The organism is Acetivibrio sp., assembly GCF_035371925.1.
Lineage (GTDB): Bacteria > Bacillota > Clostridia > Acetivibrionales > Acetivibrionaceae > Hungateiclostridium.
In genome coordinates, this window is sequence record NZ_DAORXT010000025.1 from 15371 (window position 1) to 33128 (window position 17758).

At 39.6% G+C, this 17758-nt stretch carries 14 protein-coding genes; 1 reads left to right on the plus strand and 13 read right to left on the minus strand.

The annotated features are described in order from the left end of the window. Nucleotides 1-532: 532 nt before the first annotated feature. The 11 genes from PLH43_RS05280 to PLH43_RS05330 all read right to left on the minus strand — a co-directional run bounded on the left by PLH43_RS05280 (nucleotide 533) and on the right by PLH43_RS05330 (nucleotide 15474). Nucleotides 533-2038 (minus strand): S41 family peptidase, encoded by a 1506-nt coding sequence (locus tag PLH43_RS05280; protein WP_324360833.1) that lies wholly within the window; start codon nucleotides 2036-2038, stop codon nucleotides 533-535. Nucleotides 2039-2075: 37 nt separating this feature from the next. Beyond that, nucleotides 2076-3623 (minus strand): S-layer homology domain-containing protein, encoded by a 1548-nt coding sequence (locus tag PLH43_RS05285; protein WP_324360835.1) that lies wholly within the window; start codon nucleotides 3621-3623, stop codon nucleotides 2076-2078. Between the two features lie 28 nt (nucleotides 3624-3651). Further along, complete coding sequence (locus tag PLH43_RS05290) at nucleotides 3652-6657, minus strand: S-layer homology domain-containing protein (protein ID WP_324360837.1); 3006 nt, start codon at nucleotides 6655-6657, stop codon at nucleotides 3652-3654. A 210-nt stretch (nucleotides 6658-6867) separates the two neighbouring features. Then, nucleotides 6868-7503, minus strand: a complete 636-nt coding sequence (locus PLH43_RS05295; RefSeq protein WP_324360839.1) for an MBL fold metallo-hydrolase — start codon at nucleotides 7501-7503, stop codon at nucleotides 6868-6870. An 82-nt stretch (nucleotides 7504-7585) separates the two neighbouring features. Next, complete coding sequence (locus PLH43_RS05300; RefSeq protein ID WP_324360841.1) at nucleotides 7586-8263, minus strand: type II CAAX endopeptidase family protein; 678 nt, start codon at nucleotides 8261-8263, stop codon at nucleotides 7586-7588. Nucleotides 8264-8457: 194 nt separating this feature from the next. Then, the gene (argS, locus tag PLH43_RS05305) at nucleotides 8458-10152 is read right to left on the minus strand and encodes an arginine--tRNA ligase (RefSeq protein ID WP_324360843.1); all 1695 of its coding nucleotides are present in this window, start codon (nucleotides 10150-10152) and stop codon (nucleotides 8458-8460) included. Further along, the gene (locus PLH43_RS05310; protein WP_324360845.1) at nucleotides 10115-10582 is read right to left on the minus strand and encodes a DUF1934 domain-containing protein; all 468 of its coding nucleotides are present in this window, start codon (nucleotides 10580-10582) and stop codon (nucleotides 10115-10117) included. Before PLH43_RS05310 ends, argS begins: the two co-directional genes overlap by 38 nt. 114 nt (nucleotides 10583-10696) lie before the next feature. After that, on the minus strand, nucleotides 10697-11503 hold the full coding sequence (gene murI, locus PLH43_RS05315; protein WP_324360847.1) for a glutamate racemase: 807 nt from the start codon (nucleotides 11501-11503) through the stop codon (nucleotides 10697-10699). A 47-nt stretch (nucleotides 11504-11550) separates the two neighbouring features. Then, a complete protein-coding gene (locus PLH43_RS05320; protein WP_324360849.1) occupies nucleotides 11551-12684 on the minus strand; it encodes a D-alanine--D-alanine ligase family protein in 1134 nt (377 codons plus the stop codon). Nucleotides 12685-13204: 520 nt separating this feature from the next. Beyond that, entirely contained in the window at nucleotides 13205-14539 is a 1335-nt protein-coding gene (gene mgtE, locus PLH43_RS05325; protein WP_324360851.1) for a magnesium transporter, read from the minus strand. 179 nt (nucleotides 14540-14718) lie between these two features. Continuing rightward, nucleotides 14719-15474, minus strand: coding sequence for an RDD family protein (locus tag PLH43_RS05330; protein ID WP_324360853.1), 756 nt, complete (start codon nucleotides 15472-15474; stop codon nucleotides 14719-14721). Nucleotides 15475-15665: 191 nt separating this feature from the next. On the opposite strand from PLH43_RS05330, the gene PLH43_RS05335 reads away from it, so the two are divergent. After that, nucleotides 15666-15881, plus strand: coding sequence for a zinc ribbon domain-containing protein (locus PLH43_RS05335; RefSeq protein WP_324360855.1), 216 nt, complete (start codon nucleotides 15666-15668; stop codon nucleotides 15879-15881). A gap of 37 nt (nucleotides 15882-15918) precedes the next feature. Here PLH43_RS05335 and PLH43_RS05340 read toward each other — a convergent pair whose 3' ends face one another. Together PLH43_RS05340 and PLH43_RS05345 are read right to left on the minus strand one after the other, a co-directional pair. Beyond that, entirely contained in the window at nucleotides 15919-16821 is a 903-nt protein-coding gene (locus PLH43_RS05340; RefSeq protein WP_324360857.1) for a GerMN domain-containing protein, read from the minus strand. Between the two features lie 122 nt (nucleotides 16822-16943). After that, nucleotides 16944-17492 carry a ribonuclease H-like YkuK family protein gene (locus tag PLH43_RS05345; RefSeq protein ID WP_324360859.1) on the minus strand — a complete coding sequence of 183 codons (549 nt, stop codon included), beginning with the start codon at nucleotides 17490-17492 and terminating at the stop codon, nucleotides 16944-16946. Nucleotides 17493-17758: the final 266 nt, after the last annotated feature.

The window sequence follows — 17758 nt, forward strand, 5'->3', positions numbered from 1 at the left end:
ACCTTTCAAAAAAACTTTCCGGTCATTATAATATTACCGCAAAACTAATATTTTCTCCCCTAAATTAACAACTTCTTCATTCCAAACCAAGTGAGTTTAAGTACACTTTTTGCTTAAAAACTTGTCTCCCACAAGTAAATCATAAATAATCACAATAATAGGATCAAACCAATAAAACTCATCACTAATCTGAAACTTTGGACTACAAAGGTTAACAGCTTATTTATCGGATTTAATCTGTGTCCTGGAATATTATGCAAAAAAGACTAAGAAACTTTAAAACCGTAAAGATTGTAATGTAAATAGTCTTACAATAATTATACAGTTAACGAAATTGCATGTCAATATTATTTCCATATTTAATCATGTATTATTTTATATGTTTGCAACAGCACAATAAAAAAGAGGCCAAAACCGTACATCAAAAACAGTTTTACGCCTCTTATATTATCTTTGACTTTTAAAACGGGATTATACCGTCCGCAAAACTTGATATCTCATTCCAAGGCAGCCGCAACAGTCCACATCCATATTAATTCTTAAGCAGATTCACTGCTTTTTCATACTGTTTATCCTTGTAATTTACAAGAATCAATTCATCCAATTTATCATTCAGCGCCTGCTGCGTGGCAAAGTCGAGAACACCGTAAGAGTATAATCCACAGTCTTTTTGAAATTGTGCCACCGCTCTGACGGTCTTTTCATCCATTAAATTATCCGGAGTATCAACATCATATCCCAGTACCAATAAAATGCTTTCCGCATTAAGTACATCCTCACTTTCGGTGTTGAGAGAGGGCTTTGTCACTTTTCGAAGCTTCTTTACATTTTCAAGAACCTTATATTTTTCCTCCGGTTCATTCTCTACGTAAACATCAGGCTCAAGACCTACCCCGTCTATCATCCTGCCGTTGGGTGTATAGTATTCCCCGGTAGTTATTTTCACCCATCCTATTATTTCATCGTCAGAAGGATAAATACCGTGCTTTGACAACAAATCATATCCGTTTACAAATACTTCTCCGGTTTCTTTCTCGTACTTTTCCACAGCTTCCGGTGTCAGTATGGGATAAAGGTTTTGGACCTTGCCTTTGCCAAAGGTTGTTGTACCTACCAGAATGCCCGATTTGGAGTCCTGTATCGCTCCTGCCAATATTTCCGAAGCACTTGCACTATTTTCATTGACCAGTACCGCAAGCTCATACTTAAGCTTATTTAAATTGGAATAATACTCCTCATCCTTTTGCGATTCCGACTTGAAATCCAGTTTTGTAATAAGCCCGCTCTTCACAAACTTTCTGGCAATCGCCACTGCCTGGCTTACATCCCCTCCCGGGTTGTCTCGCAAATCCAGAACTATCTTTTTAATATTATTCTTGTCCATTTCTTTGAGGGCTTCATCCATAGCTTTGCTTGCGTGGGAATTAAACGTTTCCAGCTTTATATAACCTATATCGCCTTCTATTTTATATGTAACAGGATTTAGAATTATTTGCTTTCTTGTCACTTCCAATCTTATTATTTGGCCCGTCCCGCCTCTTAAAAGGCCTATTACGACTTTTGTACCTTCCGGACCTTTTATAAGCCCGGATACTTCGTCCAAAGAAAGGCCCTCAATACTTTTGCCGTCAACTTCAACTATCACGTCACCGCTTTTTATGCCTGCCTCCTCTGCAGGTGAAGATGAATACACCCGTTCCACCAATACTTTACCGTCAGTTTGAAGCATCACCACTCCTATTCCCGAGTAGGTGCCGTTTATATTTGTAAAAAAGCCTTCAGCTTCTTCCATTGTATAATAGACGGTGTAAGAATCCATTGTATTGAATATCCCTTTCAAAGCACCTTCTATCATTTGATTCCTGTCTATTTCACCTTTGTACCTATCCTGGGCCATATCCATAATGCTTTTGAAGTAGTCCGACGAAGAAATCCCCTTCTTATCAATTTCCTCGGCACAGGCAATTCCCGCTCCCGAAATTAAAACACAAAAGATAACTAAAGATAATAATAACTGTTTTAACGATTTACCCGTCACATCGATTCCCCTTTTCTTTGATGCTATTTATCAGCACTTAATAATTTACTATTCTTTCCCTATAATCCTTTTTTAAATCATTTCTCATATAATCGATAAAATTATTGATAATTACCGCTGCCCGTCCTTTTGTAATATACTCATTGGGCTTTAAGTAGCCTTTGTCGTCTCCCATCACAAGTCCGATTCTATGGGCAACATAGACCGAATTTCTCGCATAACCCGGAATCTCATCACTGTCCCTGAATACCGTCACTGCTCCGCTTGAAGGAGCAAGCCCTTCAAGTCCCAAAGCTTTTACCAATATGGTAATGGCATCCGCTGTAGTCAAATAATCGTCAGGAGCAAAGGTTCCGTCCCCTCTTCCTGCTATCATCCCCCGTTTGTATGCAGTGTTTATACTCTCAAAATATTTGTTTCCCGTGGCTACATCGGTAAAGGGAGAAATTATCTCTTCTTTGGTATTGGAAGATTTTTTGTTGGTTTTGGATTCAACAAGCAGAGAGTCTTTCGGAACTTGACTGGCGGCCAGCACAATAGCTTCGGCAAACTCAGCCCTGGTCATAACCGCCTGGGGATTGAAGCTTGCAGGATTTTCTTTGAATATTTCCAAGCTGTACAGAGCCTTTATATCATTTTCAGCCCAGTGTCCCCTCAAATGATTCAGCTCCGGCACCAAAAGCCTTCTGCTGGTTGGGAAGCTTTCAATCATGAGACTTCCTTTGGTTTCTACCATTCTATCGGTGGACATCCCTTGGTGATCAAACTCCGGAAGCTTTGCGGTGTACTGCATTACGCTGTTGTTGTACTGGCTCTCTACAAATCCTCCCTCAAAGCTAATAACATCCGGTATGTTTTCCACATAGTCAATCTTCTTGGTTGTTGTAGACGAAATGCTTACACTTGCTGTTCCACCCCAGCGGTCGATTGATCCACCGCTTTTCTTCTCACTTTCTATTATATAATTTAGAACCTGGGTTTCAACAGTTCCCCAAAACTGATTGTATCCGTAATAATCTCCGGATATCTCAACGGTAACTTCTCCACTGTTTGCGCCGGTACCGGTACTGTATGTCTTTCTTCCCCACAAGTTTCCGGCGAAATAATCCACTGCCGGCTTCGGATCCTTTATATTGGTCTTTGTAAAATCATAATTTTGCAGAGTATAAGTGGTGGAGCCGATTTTCACCACCTCGGTGTACCTGCCGCCAAATGCCGTCTCTTCAATTATCTGTCCGTTTTCCTTTTCTGTAAGTGTAGTGGTATATGACAGGAATCTCGACAAAGTCGCGTCCTTTTCAAGGTTCTTAAGGCTGTATGTGTAGTTTGACGTGATTACGTTTTTCCCGGTGTTTTTGTCCTGCTTCAATGTCTTCTTTACGGTCAAAGTCCCTTCAAACACCACAGGTTCACCGGTTATAAAGCACACCTCTTTATATTCAAACGAAGTCTTTCCCGCTGCTTCTCCGCTGGAGATACCTCCCTCGTATCCGCTGTCTCCTTCTCTTGCATATACACATAAACCGCCTGTCATAAATATAATTATAAGTGTCGCTGTGATAAATGCCAATCCCCTTTTCATCATACTGCTTCGCCTCCGAAAGCTAAATATATTATTCAACGAATATAATGTAGGCATCTCCCGTCTGGTCGCCATCCTTCTTTATAAGCCTTATACTGTCGCCTTTCTTAAGCTCGGACGGTTTTAAAATCTTGTTGTTTTTCACTATAATGCTGTTCTTAAGAAGGTTAATCTCCAAGTCTTTACTGTCTTTCCACATATGCGATTGCGAATCATAGACTTTTGAGTTATGGAGTATAAAGCCCTCCGGCTCTTGCTGTCCCTGTGCCGTTTCCGAATTCTCGGAATTTTCTGACGCAATTTCATAAATTACGCCTTTTACATTAATATTGCCGTAAGGCGCGGTACTGATCAATACTGCATCAGCGCCGTTGGTCAATACATATACCGTCCTGTTTTTATAGCTTGAATCTCCATAGTCCGTAAAGTTCCTTTGCCCTACAACCCCTTCATCATCCAAAATCTGCGTGTCATATGTGATTCTAAAGGTTCGTGGAGTGTTGTAGTACTTCCAATTGACTCCGTCAAGCTCAGAGTAGGACTCGAGCGTAAAGTCCTTGTTCTCGTTTATGTTTGATATCCTTCCGCGATATATCGTAAAGAAATTGGAGTTGACTTTTTCATTTATCTTAACTACGCTGGCATAGTACTTTCCGTCATCATAGCTTCTGTTTGCAACAACATATGCTCTATCCTCCGAATTTATGCTGCTGCCGGTAACCAGCCTGTTGTCCTTTATAATGATTGTGCCGTTTCCGTAGGCGATGTTCAGGTACTCTTTACCCAATGTAAATTCTCCTTTGTTTCCGAAAGCAGCTAATATGATGCTGTCGTTAAATACAGGAGCTTCGCTGTCTTTGGAGTTTTTAACGGATACCAGTACCGCCTTTTCACTTCCGCCATAATCTTTCTCAACGGCAATATATGCAAAGCTTCCGCTAAGGAGCTCTTTTACCTGGCGTACATTTACGATATTGTCGTTATAAACAAACTTATTATCTTCAGACACCTTTAATGTGGCAAAACCTTTTTGCTCAGTCCTCTCCCACTTTCCGTCGTTAAACACCTCAAGGTGTTGAAGAACCATCTTTTGGGAGATGTCATCCACCGAAGATACCACACCCCGGTAAATATTTGCGATAAAATGTTCATCCCCTTCTATTGTAAGCTTTTTAAGGGTTGTTGCTTTGTCGGTAATATTCAAAAGCAGTTTTACCCTGTCTCCATCTTTTACAGCATCAAAATCCACAAGCTTTTTATCCATTACAATCGGAATGCTTTCATCCACATTAAGAATTTGCTGTGTACCGTCGTCATAGGCCACATTTATAAGTCCTGACCTTACAGATATTATTTTTCCGTATTTTACTACATAGTTGTCTACAGCACTTATCATCTCTATTGCTCCATTCTGGTCAAGCTTAATGTACACCGAATCACCGCCTTCGATATCTTCAAGCTCTGCAGCAATATGATTTTTATATACCGTTACTTCTGCCGGATTGGAATAGTTGTACGTTTTTATTTTATTGAGGGACCCATCCACACGCAGACCATTTTCACTATACAAGGTTATATATCCTAAGTAAGGATTGTTTTCTTCAACAATGCCGCTTATCACACCCTGCTCTTTGAGCCTTAAGTCCAAAGTGCTGATTTGGGTTACAATATTATCCTTCACAGTAAGGATTACATCGGTTCCCGGTTCGATATCCCTTATATGCGCTACCTTGCCTTCAACAAACACCCTTACAGCGTTGCTGTATACCATTGCTGCATCAACTGTTCCGTCGCTATTTCTAAAATCAAAACTTATACTATCCATGTCAATATCCGGAGATTCAAGATAAAAGCCTATTGTGGCCTTTAGTGCGGAAGATTCTAAATTTACTTCTCTTATCTTGGCAACAACATACGCCTCATCGGATGTGGCCGATATCACCCGTACATATTTGACAGTGCCGTCAGCTGTGGCTATGTACTCTATTCTGTCCCCCTCTTTCAAAAGAGAGCTTGTGCCTATCCATCCATTCTTGTAAACGATAAGGTCGGTGTCGGACCGTCTTATGGCACTTCCGCCCTGCTCATTTTTATATCCGCTCCGGCTATTATCGGCAAACTCGGTTACTATCTTGTGAAGCTTACCGTTGCTGTTTCTTACATGGAATGTATTAATATATACATTGGCTTCTCCTGTAAAATCGTATCCCTTGCGGATATCTTCAACAGTACCCTTTCTTTTTTCATAGCCTAAAAGCGGAAGAATTCTTTTATCCGCATTTATTATTATCTGTGCGATTTGCTCCCGGGTTACATAGCCTGTGGGCCTGAAATAACCGTTCCCTTCACCGTTCATTATGTTTTCAACGAGAACTGCTTCTATGTACGGAATTTTTAAAGGGTCTGCACCGGACCAGTCTCTAAAGCTGTTAAAGATTTTCTGCTGTCCGTAAACTGGTTCGATACCGAGAACCTTTGAAATCCAATAGGCCACTTCCTGTCTTTGGGCAGGTGCTCTTCGTAAAAATGCTCCCGTTCCGAGACTGCTTTGGTCCAAAGTAAAAGCATCTTCAAGGTCCTCTCTGCCAATCAAGCCCTCATTGGCTGCAAGCTGCAGATATCCGTCGGACCACATGCTCGGTGCATAAGTCTTTTTTTCGTCATCACTTCTGGCAGCATTCAATGCTTCTGCAGCCAGCTGAGCATCCTTTTCTCTTCCGGCCGCCCTGTATATAATGGCAATTGCCTCTTCCTTTGTTACATTGTTTGTGCGGCCAAACACCCTGTTGCCATAGCCTTTTACAATATCTAAAGCTGCCGCCTCGCAAATGGCTTCCTTTGCCCATGTTCCAAAGTTTCTGACATCAGTAAAATTAATATTGTCAAGAACTGCGGAAGCATTTTTCAGCCCGTAATACACTTTTTCCGGCTCTTCCTCAGCATGTATGGGGACATTAAAGGCAAAAGACAGAATAAAAGAAAATATCATCGTCAGGCAAACCCTGATTCTCAGTTTATTAGAAAACTCTTTTTCCATTTTCACCACTCCACCGTTTTCGAATTCGAAAAGAGCTATAAAACACACAAAACAGCTTTTTTCTGCTCTGTTTTACTTACATCAAAAAACTAAAAAAAATTAGCCGTACTTTATATCGGCTAATTTTAGTATATTTATTATTAATAAATTGTTACAAGATACTCTGTTTGAGCAACTTCAAACCATATTTATGAACATATTGGCAATTAATTATTGATAATCCAAAGCAATAACCTTGGGCCAATTTCCAATTTCATCTTTAGTAAGCTTTATCTCCTGTTTTCCGATATGCTGTCCTCCTGTTGCGGAAAGGAACTTTTCCACACCGTCAACCTCAAAGGTAAGGGCCGGTGTCTTATAGTGCATGGGAATGGTTATTGACGGATGAATAAGGTTCATTACCTCAATAGCACCTTTGTAATCAATCGTATAAACTCCACCCACCGGTATCATCAGCACATCCACATTTCCAATTTCCCGAAGCTGCTTGTCATTTAAAATATGTCCCAAGTCTCCCAAATGACAAACGTCAATTCCATCTATTCTGAATTTGAAAATATCATTTTTTCCCCGTTTTGCTCCTTTGCACTCATCATGGAAAGAAGCCACACCGGTTATTTCAATCCCGTCTATATTTATTTTTCCTTCTCCTTTAACATGCTTTGCATTGCCGTCAATCATATCGACATAATTATGGTCAAAGTGGTCGTGGCTTGTGGATACTATTTCAGCTTCAATTTTCTCCATCCTGTATCCCACAGTATTGTCATACGGGTCGGTAACCACTCTCGTCCCGTTTTCGGACGTCAACAGGAAACATGCGTGGCCCAGCCATTTAATTTTCATAATTGCTCCTCCTTGCGGCATGTAAATGTTTTAGCGTAATATAAAACATTTCAATGTTTTTATTCTGATATTATACCAAAATTTACGCGCCTAATGCAAACATTGCAAAATTATTGGCAGAATGGATAATTATGCAAGGCCATAAAGAGTCTGTTTTCTTCAACAATACCGCCATAAGAATACTAAAAAGGGGTATAAACAGCATGGAATTTATCATAAATTCCGCCACAAACAAATTACCGTTCATATACCATTTCGGGAAATGAATCAAGAAAAATGTCACTGCTGTTATTATATTGGCATATTTGCTGCCTAATGCCTCTTCAAACTTCTGCAGCAAAAATCCGCGAAATACGATTTCTTCGGTAAATCCGATGAGTAATACCCCGCCTATCCATGAATCCAAACTGAAGAAGGGATTGAACTTAAGTTCGCCACTGGCCAAAAACCTGCTGACACACACATATATTATAATTACAACACCATACAAAGAGCCGTATGCAAGACCACGCAAATTATTTTTACTGAGCTTTATATAATCCAAAGGTTTTTCCTTGAAAATGTATTTCAGCAAAATTAGTGCCGGCACAGTCCAGGCACATAGCTTTATGAGATTGCCACCTATAATGTTTAAAAGAGGCGGGCCCTTTTCGAAAAGGGGCTCTATGAGTATGGTATATACAGCCCAAAAGGAAAAGAATGCTATCAGATATAGCGTTAAAACTTTAATTATATACTTTTTATTTTTAGAATCGACCATATAAAAATTTCTCCATTACAACGCACGATTATAATTAAATTATATCATACTACATTTGTCCGGAACAAATATAATAAATTATAATAAAACATATAAAAAATTATTGCAAAAGAAAAAGCCCGGCCAAACCAACATATCTTTTACGGCCAGCCGGGCTTTGCAGACTTGTCCGTCCGTATAAAGCCTTTTATGCTCTACATTTTCTCCGGAGCTGTTATACTTAGTACATCCAATACATTTTTTATAACAATTCTTGTGCTGTCCACAAGTACCATTCTTGCATACATCAAATCTTCGTTTTCGCCTTTTACCCTGCAGGCATTGTAAAAGCTGTGGAAATTTCCTGCAACATCAAGAACATATCTCGTAAGCCTGCTCGGTTCTAAAGTCTGGGCCGAAATTCTTATCTCCTCGGGATATTCGGAAAGCTTTTTCATCAGCTCAATCTCTTCAGGTGCTTTTAAGAGTGTCAGGTCAACCGAATCAACATCCGGAATCTTAAAGCCCTCACCTTCCAAAAGCCTTAGCATGCTGCAGCTTCTTGCGTATGCATACTGGACATAATAGACCGGATTTTCGTTTGATTTTTTAACTGCCAGATCCAAATCGAAATCCAGGTGGCTTCCCGATGCTTTTGTATTAAAGAAGAATCTTGCAGCATCCCTTCCTACCTCTTCCAAAAGGTCGGTCAAGGATATTGCTCTTCCCGTCCTCTTGGACATTCTGGCAATCTCACCGTTTCTGTAAAGGCGTACCAACTGGAATATCACAATATCAAGCTTGTCTGGATCAATCCCAAAGGATTTCAGGGCACATTTCATTCTTGCGGCATGCCCATGGTGGTCCGCACCCAACAGGTTTATTACCCTGTCAAACTTGCGCTTTAAAAATTTGTTGCGGTGATAGGCTATGTCAGCAGCAAAATATGTCGGGATACCGTTATTTCTGACAATTACCTCATCCTTCTCGGCACCCAAAGCCGAAGCCTTAAACCAGACAGCTCCGTCTTTTTCAACTGTATATCCGTTTTCTTTAAGAATGTCCAATGTCTCCTGGACTTCACCGTTGTCATACAGGGACTGTTCCGAAAACCAGACATCGTAGTTTACTCCGTAGTCTTCCAAGGCTTTCTTTATTCGCTCAATATTTTTTGGCAAAGCATATTCCACAAGGGCTTTGCGCCTTTCTTCAGCGTCAACATCAAGAAGCTTGTCCCCATTTTCTTCAATATACGCCTTCATATGGTCAATAATGTCTTCGCCATGGTAGCCGTCTTCCGGAAACTCTATGGCATCTTCACCCTTTAAAAGCTGAATATACCTTGCTTCAAGGGATATACCGAATTTTTCAATCTGATTTCCCGCATCGTTAATATAGAATTCTCTGGTTACGTCATATCCGGCTTTCTCAAGGACACTGGCAATGCAATCTCCCAATGCTCCTCCTCTGGCATTTCCCATGTGAAGAGGACCGGTAGGGTTGGCACTGACAAACTCCACCATAACCTTCTGTCCCCTGCCTATATCAAGCTGTCCGTAGTTTTCCTTCTCCTTCTGTATGACCTTCAAAACATCATACAACCATGCATTTGTAAGGAAGAAGTTGATAAACCCCGGTCCAGCTGTTTCAACCCGGTCAATATATGTATTGCTGGTGTCCATATTCTTTATAATTATTTCCGCCACCTGTCTGGGTGGCTTTTTTACCGTTTTTGCCGCCTGCATGGCAATATTGGTTGAAAAATCGCCGTGCCCCTTCTCTTTTGGAATCTCTATAAACAGCTCGTCCACTGTAAATTCCGGAAGCTCTCCATTTTGAACCGCCTTTGATATTGAGTTTTTAACCGTTTCATCAATTTGTTTCTTTATAGTCTCCACTACATTCGTCATCTAACTGTCCTACCTCTCTAATAAACATATGAAAATCGTTTTCTCCACTTTTATTATCATCTATTTCAAGCTTATAATCAACCTTAACTTCTCCGCCCGAATCGTCAACATTTATTGTAACCATACGGGCAGTAACCTTCATGGTAAATGTACCGTACTGTGTGTCATAATAGGACACATGTTTTTGTCCTTCTTCGAAAATGAACTGGGCATTGACCGTACCAAACCTCATCAACGTTACAACGCCGTCGGAAATTTTGAGGGTGGTGGTGGTGCCCTCCATGCCCGTTACTTCACTTTCTTTATACGTTACATAATAGGCATTTCCTTTCTTATAGTATTTGCCCTCCGTCACAAGCTCTAATACATTTTTATCTTTATTTTCCGAAGTCTGAACCCCTTTTACTGAAATAATAACATTTTTATTCATGGTTTTCCGCCTCCATTTTTGCCGGCGGGACATCTTTGCCCCACCGGAGATTTAAATACTTTCCTGCTTCTATTACATAAAACGTTCTTAATTGGTTGGCTCTTTTTAGCAAATCTAATATCTCTCAATATCAATCTTCTCAGCAGAATGTATTTCATGATTCAAAATGGAATTGCCCAGAGATTCAAACTTATAAACACTGTCACTGGTATAATACCTGTACACAGGTTCTATTTTTTCATCTCTCTCCAAATTGCTCTCATTTATCATCTCCTTTACTACCTTTGCTACCTCCAAAGCTGAGCTTACCAGTTTAACACCATCCCCCATCACTTTTGAAATAGTGTTGTACAAAAGGGGATAGTGGGTACATCCCAAAACAAGTGTATCAATATTTTTTTCCTTAAGCGGCAAAAGATATTCCTCTGCAATTCTAAAAGCAATATCATTCTCCCACCAGCCCTCCTCAACCAGTGGTACAAACAAAGGGCAGGCCTTCTGGTGGATTTCAACCTCAGGATCCAGCCTCAAAATAGCTTTCTCATAAACTCCGCTTGTCACCGTTGCCACGGTACCGATTACCCCAATTTTCTTGTTCACAGTCTCTCTGACGGCAGTTGCCGCTCCCGGTCCGACAACCTCCACTATCGGAATATCAAAATTGTGTTTTACCTGATCCAGGCTGCATGCGCTTGCTGTGTTGCACGCAATTACAATCATTTTTATATCCTGATTTAGAAGAAACCGGATGTCCTGAAACGTATATTTTACTACAGTCTCTTTCGATTTTGAACCATAGGGGGCTCTTCCGCTGTCTCCGAAATATACTATACTTTCCCGAGGCAATAAATTTTTTATCTCCTTTAATACGGTAAGACCGCCCAACCCCGAATCAAAAACGCCTATCGGCCTGTTGTCCATAGTATTTTCCCCCAACTATAATGCGATTAAACTGCATAGTCCTTTATCTACTCACTATATTCCCTCGAATTGTCCTTGTATCTTTCAATAGCCAAATCAATAAGCCTTTCAATAAGCTCCGAATAAGGAATGCCGGATGCTTCCCAAAGCATGGGATACATGCTTATGCTTGTAAATCCCGGCATGGTATTTATTTCGTTTATATAGACTTCTCCGGTTTCCTTGTGCACAAAGAAGTCCACCCTTGACAGTCCTGCACAATCCAAAGCCTTAAAGGCTTTTATTGCATAATTTCTTATCTTCTCAACAGTCTCCTCCGGAAGGTCCGCAGGTATCTTTATTTTTGAACTGTTGTCAATGTATTTCGCCTTGTAGTCATAAAATTCATTACCTGGAATGACTTCCCCCACTGTTGATGCTATAGGGTCGTCATTACCCAACACAGCACACTCAACTTCTCTTCCGTTGATGAACTCTTCAATCAGTACTTTTCTATCATATTTCGCCGCATAAATCAATGCTTCTTTAAGCTCACTTATATCATGTGCCTTAGTTACGCCTACGGAAGAACCGGCATTGGAAGGCTTTACAAATACCGGGTACCGAAACTTTTCCTCTATTTTGCCGGCCACACCGTCAATATCTCCATTAATTTCCTTCCTTGTAAAATACAGGTAGTCTGCTTGAGGTATTCCTGCCTTTTCAAAGATTATTTTTGCATAAATCTTATCCATTCCCAGGGCCGAGCCCAACACCCCGCAGCCCACATAGGGTATGCCCGCCAGTTCAAAAAATCCCTGTATGGTTCCGTCTTCGCCGTTGCAGCCGTGCAGGACCGGAAAGACCACATCTATCTTTTTGCCTTTTTCGTCGCCCGCCAAGGATTTGTCCAGCTCACCCGGGGCATCTTGCCGGCTTATTATGCTGTCCGCCAAGTTCATTTTATCCGGAATACTTCTTGTCCCATCCTCAAGTGCAATTTGCTCCCACTCTCCGGAAGGTATTTTATCAATAGGCCCGTTATAAGGAAGCCATTTACCGTCTTTTGTAATTCCCATCATTGAAACATCGAATTTATCCGAATTAATGTTCTTCAGTATTGATGTCGCCGATATTCTCGAAACTTCGTGTTCCGATGATTGTCCGCCAAAAATAACCAGAACTCTCTTTTTATCGCCCATATGTTTTCTCCCCTTATTTTTTGGATGCAAAACACTAGTAAATATATATTTCTCATTTTACTATTTAAGTACACCAACTTCAAGATTTACGGCAAAATACTATTCAATATCAAAATCTTCTAAAAATAGAACAGCATAATCAACCTTATTGTGTCAATAGGGCAATTTAAAATCCGGCGGACAACGCTTATCAAGCAAAAAGCCAATCCAAAGATGACTAATGCGTTGCCAATAATTACACTTTAAAAACCTGAGAAAAACAAATCAAAAGAATAAGCTAAAAAATACAAGCTATCCAAAAAACATGATTTTTAAGCCAAATTTAAATATGCGCAATTTGAGGTGAGTATACATAATACGCGCCACAATTTTATTATACCATAGCTCATATCCCATGTCCATATACCAAATATCGAGGTAATAAAAGTATTTTTTGATAAAATCGGGGTGATAATAGTACAGGGTCTTCCTGCTTAATGAAATTAAGGAAGACCCTGTGTTATGATTAAATTTTATAAAATCATATGCCCAACAGCCATGTTGCAATTGAAAAATATATGGTAAGTGCCACAGCATCAACTACAGTTGTTATTAACGGACCTGCCATAATTGCAGGGTCAAGTTTAAGCTTTTTTGCCATGATAGGAAGAATCCCGCCAATAATTTTAGCCAACACAACTGTAAAAAACAAGGTTACGCATACAGTTACAGCTACCAATAATTCAGCCTTTTCAAAAAAATATATTCTTACAAAATTCACAGAGGTTAGAACTATTCCTACAAGACAGCTTACTTGGATTTCTTTCCACAAAACCTTCAAAGCGTCCCTTGTCCTTATTTCTCCCAAAGCCAAGCCTCTGATTACGAGCGCCGATGATTGGGAACCGGCATTTCCACCGGTGTCCATTAGCATTGGAATAAAGGAAGCAAGCACCACAACCGTCTGCAGCACTTCATCAAATTTTTTTATGATATTCCCTGTAAAGGTTGCAGAAATCATTAATACCAAAAGCCAGGTTATTCTGTGCTTTGCCAATGCCAAGGCATTTGTCTTTAAGTATTCTTTTTCGGAAGGCTCCATAGCAGCCATTTTCTGAAAGTCCTCTGTGTTCTCCTGCTCTATAACATCTATAATATCATCTATTGTTACTATACCAACAAGTCTTCGTTCATTATCAACTACCGGCATAGAAAGAAAATCGTATTTTTTAAACAATAATGCAATCTCTTCCTGGTGATCATGTGTATTCACATATATTACGTCTGTTTCCATAATATCTTTAATTACTACCGACTCGTCACTTAATATTAGTTTTCTAATTGATGTTACACCTTCAAGCTTTCTAGAATCATCCAAAATGTAGCAGGTATCAATTGTCTCTTTGTCTATCCCTGTTTCCTTGATATGCTGCAAAGCCTGTTTTACTGTCATCTCCTTTTTTAAGTCAACATACTCTATGGTCATTATGCTTCCAGCCGAGTTTTCAGGATAGTTCAAGAACTGATTTATAAGTTTTCTGGTTGTTTCATCAGTATTCTCCAGAACCTTTTTTACAATATTTGACGGCATTTCTTCCAAAAAGTCAATTGCGTCGTCAAAGAACAATTCATCTATAATATTTCTGATTTCGATATCGGTAATGGATTCAATAATATATTTTTGCAATTCATAGGATATATATGAAAAAACCCCTGCTGCAATATCTTTTGGAAGTATCCTGAATATCACCAATAGCTTCTGCTTGTCCATTTCCTCAAAAAGCTGAGCAATATCAACTACATTCATATCTGCAATCTTATTTCTTACTTCGGCATACTTGCCTTGCTCAATAAGGTTGAGAATCATCTCCTTCATTGTGCAGCCCTCCTTTAATAGAGCCACACCACCAGATCGGCAGCTATGGCTCCAAACATATTATATTTTTTATTAAAACAACATGGTAAAGGCCCAGGCTCCATAGCTACCACCTCCTTAAAAATATCCTGCCTTCTCTGTGTTAATATATAAATTGTTTTGCCTTGTCAAACACTTGTCTATTTAATTTGCTGCCTTAGCCTTATATCTTGTATGTACTTCATTTGAGCCATTGATTGCATTTTCGAAAATACTTTTCCGTAAAAAACTCCGGTAAAAACAAATGCAGCAATCAGCAACACCACACTTACCCATCCGAATGAGCCGGATTTCTTGGATTTCTTTCCGCCTTTGCCATACAGCTCTTCAGCTAAGGCCTGCTGCTCACTGTAAGTTCGAAGTCCTCTTCTTTTCATTTCTTCAAACAACTCTACAGTGTTTATTCTATTTGAGTAATTATTGCTTGTCTTCTTGTAAACCACATATGTCTTGGCAACCTTGTCATGTAATGACTGTCTCTTTCCATTGGCCAACGCTATAATAAAATAAATAATTGAAACTAGAGGTATTATCACCACCGGTAGCTTAAGAAGCGCTCTTAAAATCACCTTGGCAATACTGCTCTTGCTGTCACTGACAACTTCAATGCCAAGGATTATTTTGCCGGGAGTGGCAGATAAAGAAGAAGCTACAAACCCAATTTCATATATCAGGAACAGTATCAAAAACCAGAAGTAGTAATATCCATTAAAAAGATCAGTATTTGTCGTTACTATTCCTTGTGATATATTAATCGATTTTTCAAGAATTGCGTCTATAGGCTCTACTACGCCCAATAGTTCTAAAAGCATTATAAGTCCGAAATATAATCCGGCAAGTATAAATGAGTCAAGAAGCCACGCAAAAAATCTTCTTAGCAATCCGCTAACATTCATCTTTCCCTTCCCCCTACTTAAAACTAAAATAATTGTCAAAACCCTTTAAATTAAAGCGTTACCTTTTGTTTCTTTGACTTCACTATTATAACAAAACGTCAAAAGAAATGCTATACTTTGTTAATCGAAATTTATAGTATAATATATTTGTGGTGATATATCAATGAAAACAACAAACGGAGGAGATTAAAATGCCTTTTTACGATTTGAAATGCTCAAAATGCACTCACGAGTTCAATGTAATGGCAAAGATGAGCGAACGGGCCGAGAAACTGATTAAATGTCCCAAATGCGGCAGCAACGAACTTGAGGCTGTGTTTAAAAGCGTAAATATTATACAATCCAGAAAATCCGAAGGCGGCGAATGTCCCAATATTCATAAATGCGGAGGATGCTGCAACCATTAACGCAGCATCTTCCGCATAAAGTTTATATAAACCTTGATTATTCAAGGTATTCTATATACACATCTTCATATTCGTCGCTAAAAGTCTCCTGGGCTTCGCCATCGGAAGTCTCATCGTAAGTTTCCTGCCATTTTTCATCATCCGGAATTTCCCCATAGGTTTCCTGCGCCTCATTATCCACCGAATCATCAACAAACACTTCTTCCTCTTCCGATGTTTGAGCACCTGTCTCGACGCCCTCGTTTTCCGCTTCACTGCCGGTGCTAGCTGCATCCTTGCTGCCGGAAGACGAATCATCTTTTCTGTCTTTTGCATCCTTGTTGTCGTTTACGGTTCCTGCCGGTTCTGCCTTGTTGCTTATTAGCTGTGCACTTCTCGGAAACTCAGTATTAAATTTGAAATTTCCTTTATATTCGGGAGATGACTTTCCTTCTATTAAAAATTTCACTTTGCTTATTTCCTTAAGCTCCGTCAATGAGTTTACAATGGAGTAAATTGTCATTCTCTCTTCTGCTTTTCCTCCCGGATGATTATCCCTAAACTCCTTTGTAAAATCAACAACGGCAACATCCCCTTCAATCTTTATTTCCGAGCGAAGTTTGGTGCCTTCTGGTATTGTTGGCTTCATTCCGGCAACTTTCGGACCCTTGATCAATTCGTTGACAATTATCTCCGCAAGGTGATTTACACTTTTGGTAGCTTCGCTAACCGGTATATATCTTATCTCCAGCTTTAGTTTGGAATTATCCTCATTTGCAAAATAGAGGCGTATCGGAGATTTGTCGGCAATCTGCTGTGCATCAGCCTCATTTAGTACAATACTACTCGCAACATATGCATCTTCGTTGTCTCCCGCCCCAAATTTGTTAGTATTTGAACAACCTGCGCAAAAGGATAATATCATGATGCATAAGGTAATAACACATAAAAGTCTTCGCATTTAACTGGACACCTCACTATAAATTCTTTATAGGATATTTTTATGCCGGTGAGACTTCCAGTATTCTTATCCAAATAAAATCTTATCCAATTTCCTCAAAAAAAATATATTCTCAAGTTGGGCTATATAGCTTTGGTGTATCTGTCGGCAAAGCAACTGGCACAATAGCTGTCCGGCTTTATTTTTGGTATGAAGTTAAGACCGCTTACCATGCCCACCATTTCGTTTATCAGTGCTTTTGTCTCTCCTTTTGTCCCGATATCGATATGGAACTCAAAAGTCACTCCTTTGGTTGGAGATTGAGCGGCATTTCCCAGAGCCTTGTATATTTGCTCAATCTTTTCCTCGTCAAATAAATACGCCAATTGAAGGCTTATGCATGTTTCCATATAGATTTTTTCCCTAAGATTCTTTATAGGTCTTGCCATCAGACTTTTGTGAAGAAAACCGATAGCCCCTTTTCCAACCCTGTGAACATGAATGCATGTAACAAAAAGAGTACCGTTTCCCACATGAGAGTCAGTCCCTATGGAAATTCTATATGAGCTATTGGTATCTGCCTTGATAAACTTTATAATTTCTTCAAAAGCATCTTTGAAAGTAACGTCGCCTTTGCCTAAACTTCGGAAAATACTATTTTCGTCGAATTCTACGATGTTGTCTGACAGCATTTTTTTCCCTCCATTCCTATAAAGCTTGATCAAATAAGCTTCATGATAAAATAAAAAACCCGGTGACAAAGTCACAGGGTCATAGACATAGTATTGATTTTGGTACTATGCTCAAGGAAATCGACATACAGGTGCCGCTTAAAAATATGCTTATTTTTACTTTCAACACCCATAGTTTCCTACATCCTTTCACATAAAATACCTTATAATCATATTAACATATGTATAAATTAAAATCAACCATCCAGATTGTACCATTTGCTGTT

Excerpts from the sequence above, each read along its gene's own strand:
- PLH43_RS05345 (WP_324360859.1), bottom strand. The coding sequence starts at position 17,492 with ATGCTGTCAGACAACATCGTAGAATTCGACGAAAATAGTATTTTCCGA.
- murI (WP_324360847.1), bottom strand. The coding sequence starts at position 11,503 with ATGGACAACAGGCCGATAGGCGTTTTTGATTCGGGGTTGGGCGGTCTT.
- PLH43_RS05295 (WP_324360839.1), bottom strand. The coding sequence starts at position 7,503 with ATGAAAATTAAATGGCTGGGCCACGCATGTTTCCTGTTGACGTCCGAA.
- PLH43_RS05300 (WP_324360841.1), bottom strand. The coding sequence starts at position 8,263 with ATGGTCGATTCTAAAAATAAAAAGTATATAATTAAAGTTTTAACGCTA.
- PLH43_RS05320 (WP_324360849.1), bottom strand. The coding sequence starts at position 12,684 with ATGGGCGATAAAAAGAGAGTTCTGGTTATTTTTGGCGGACAATCATCG.
- PLH43_RS05310 (WP_324360845.1), bottom strand. The coding sequence starts at position 10,582 with ATGAATAAAAATGTTATTATTTCAGTAAAAGGGGTTCAGACTTCGGAA.
- PLH43_RS05285 (WP_324360835.1), bottom strand. The coding sequence starts at position 3,623 with ATGATGAAAAGGGGATTGGCATTTATCACAGCGACACTTATAATTATA.
- mgtE (WP_324360851.1), bottom strand. The coding sequence starts at position 14,539 with ATGAAGGAGATGATTCTCAACCTTATTGAGCAAGGCAAGTATGCCGAA.
- PLH43_RS05330 (WP_324360853.1), bottom strand. The coding sequence starts at position 15,474 with ATGAATGTTAGCGGATTGCTAAGAAGATTTTTTGCGTGGCTTCTTGAC.
- PLH43_RS05340 (WP_324360857.1), bottom strand. The coding sequence starts at position 16,821 with ATGCGAAGACTTTTATGTGTTATTACCTTATGCATCATGATATTATCC.
- PLH43_RS05290 (WP_324360837.1), bottom strand. The coding sequence starts at position 6,657 with ATGGAAAAAGAGTTTTCTAATAAACTGAGAATCAGGGTTTGCCTGACG.
- PLH43_RS05335 (WP_324360855.1), top strand. The coding sequence starts at position 15,666 with ATGCCTTTTTACGATTTGAAATGCTCAAAATGCACTCACGAGTTCAAT.
- argS (WP_324360843.1), bottom strand. The coding sequence starts at position 10,152 with ATGACGAATGTAGTGGAGACTATAAAGAAACAAATTGATGAAACGGTT.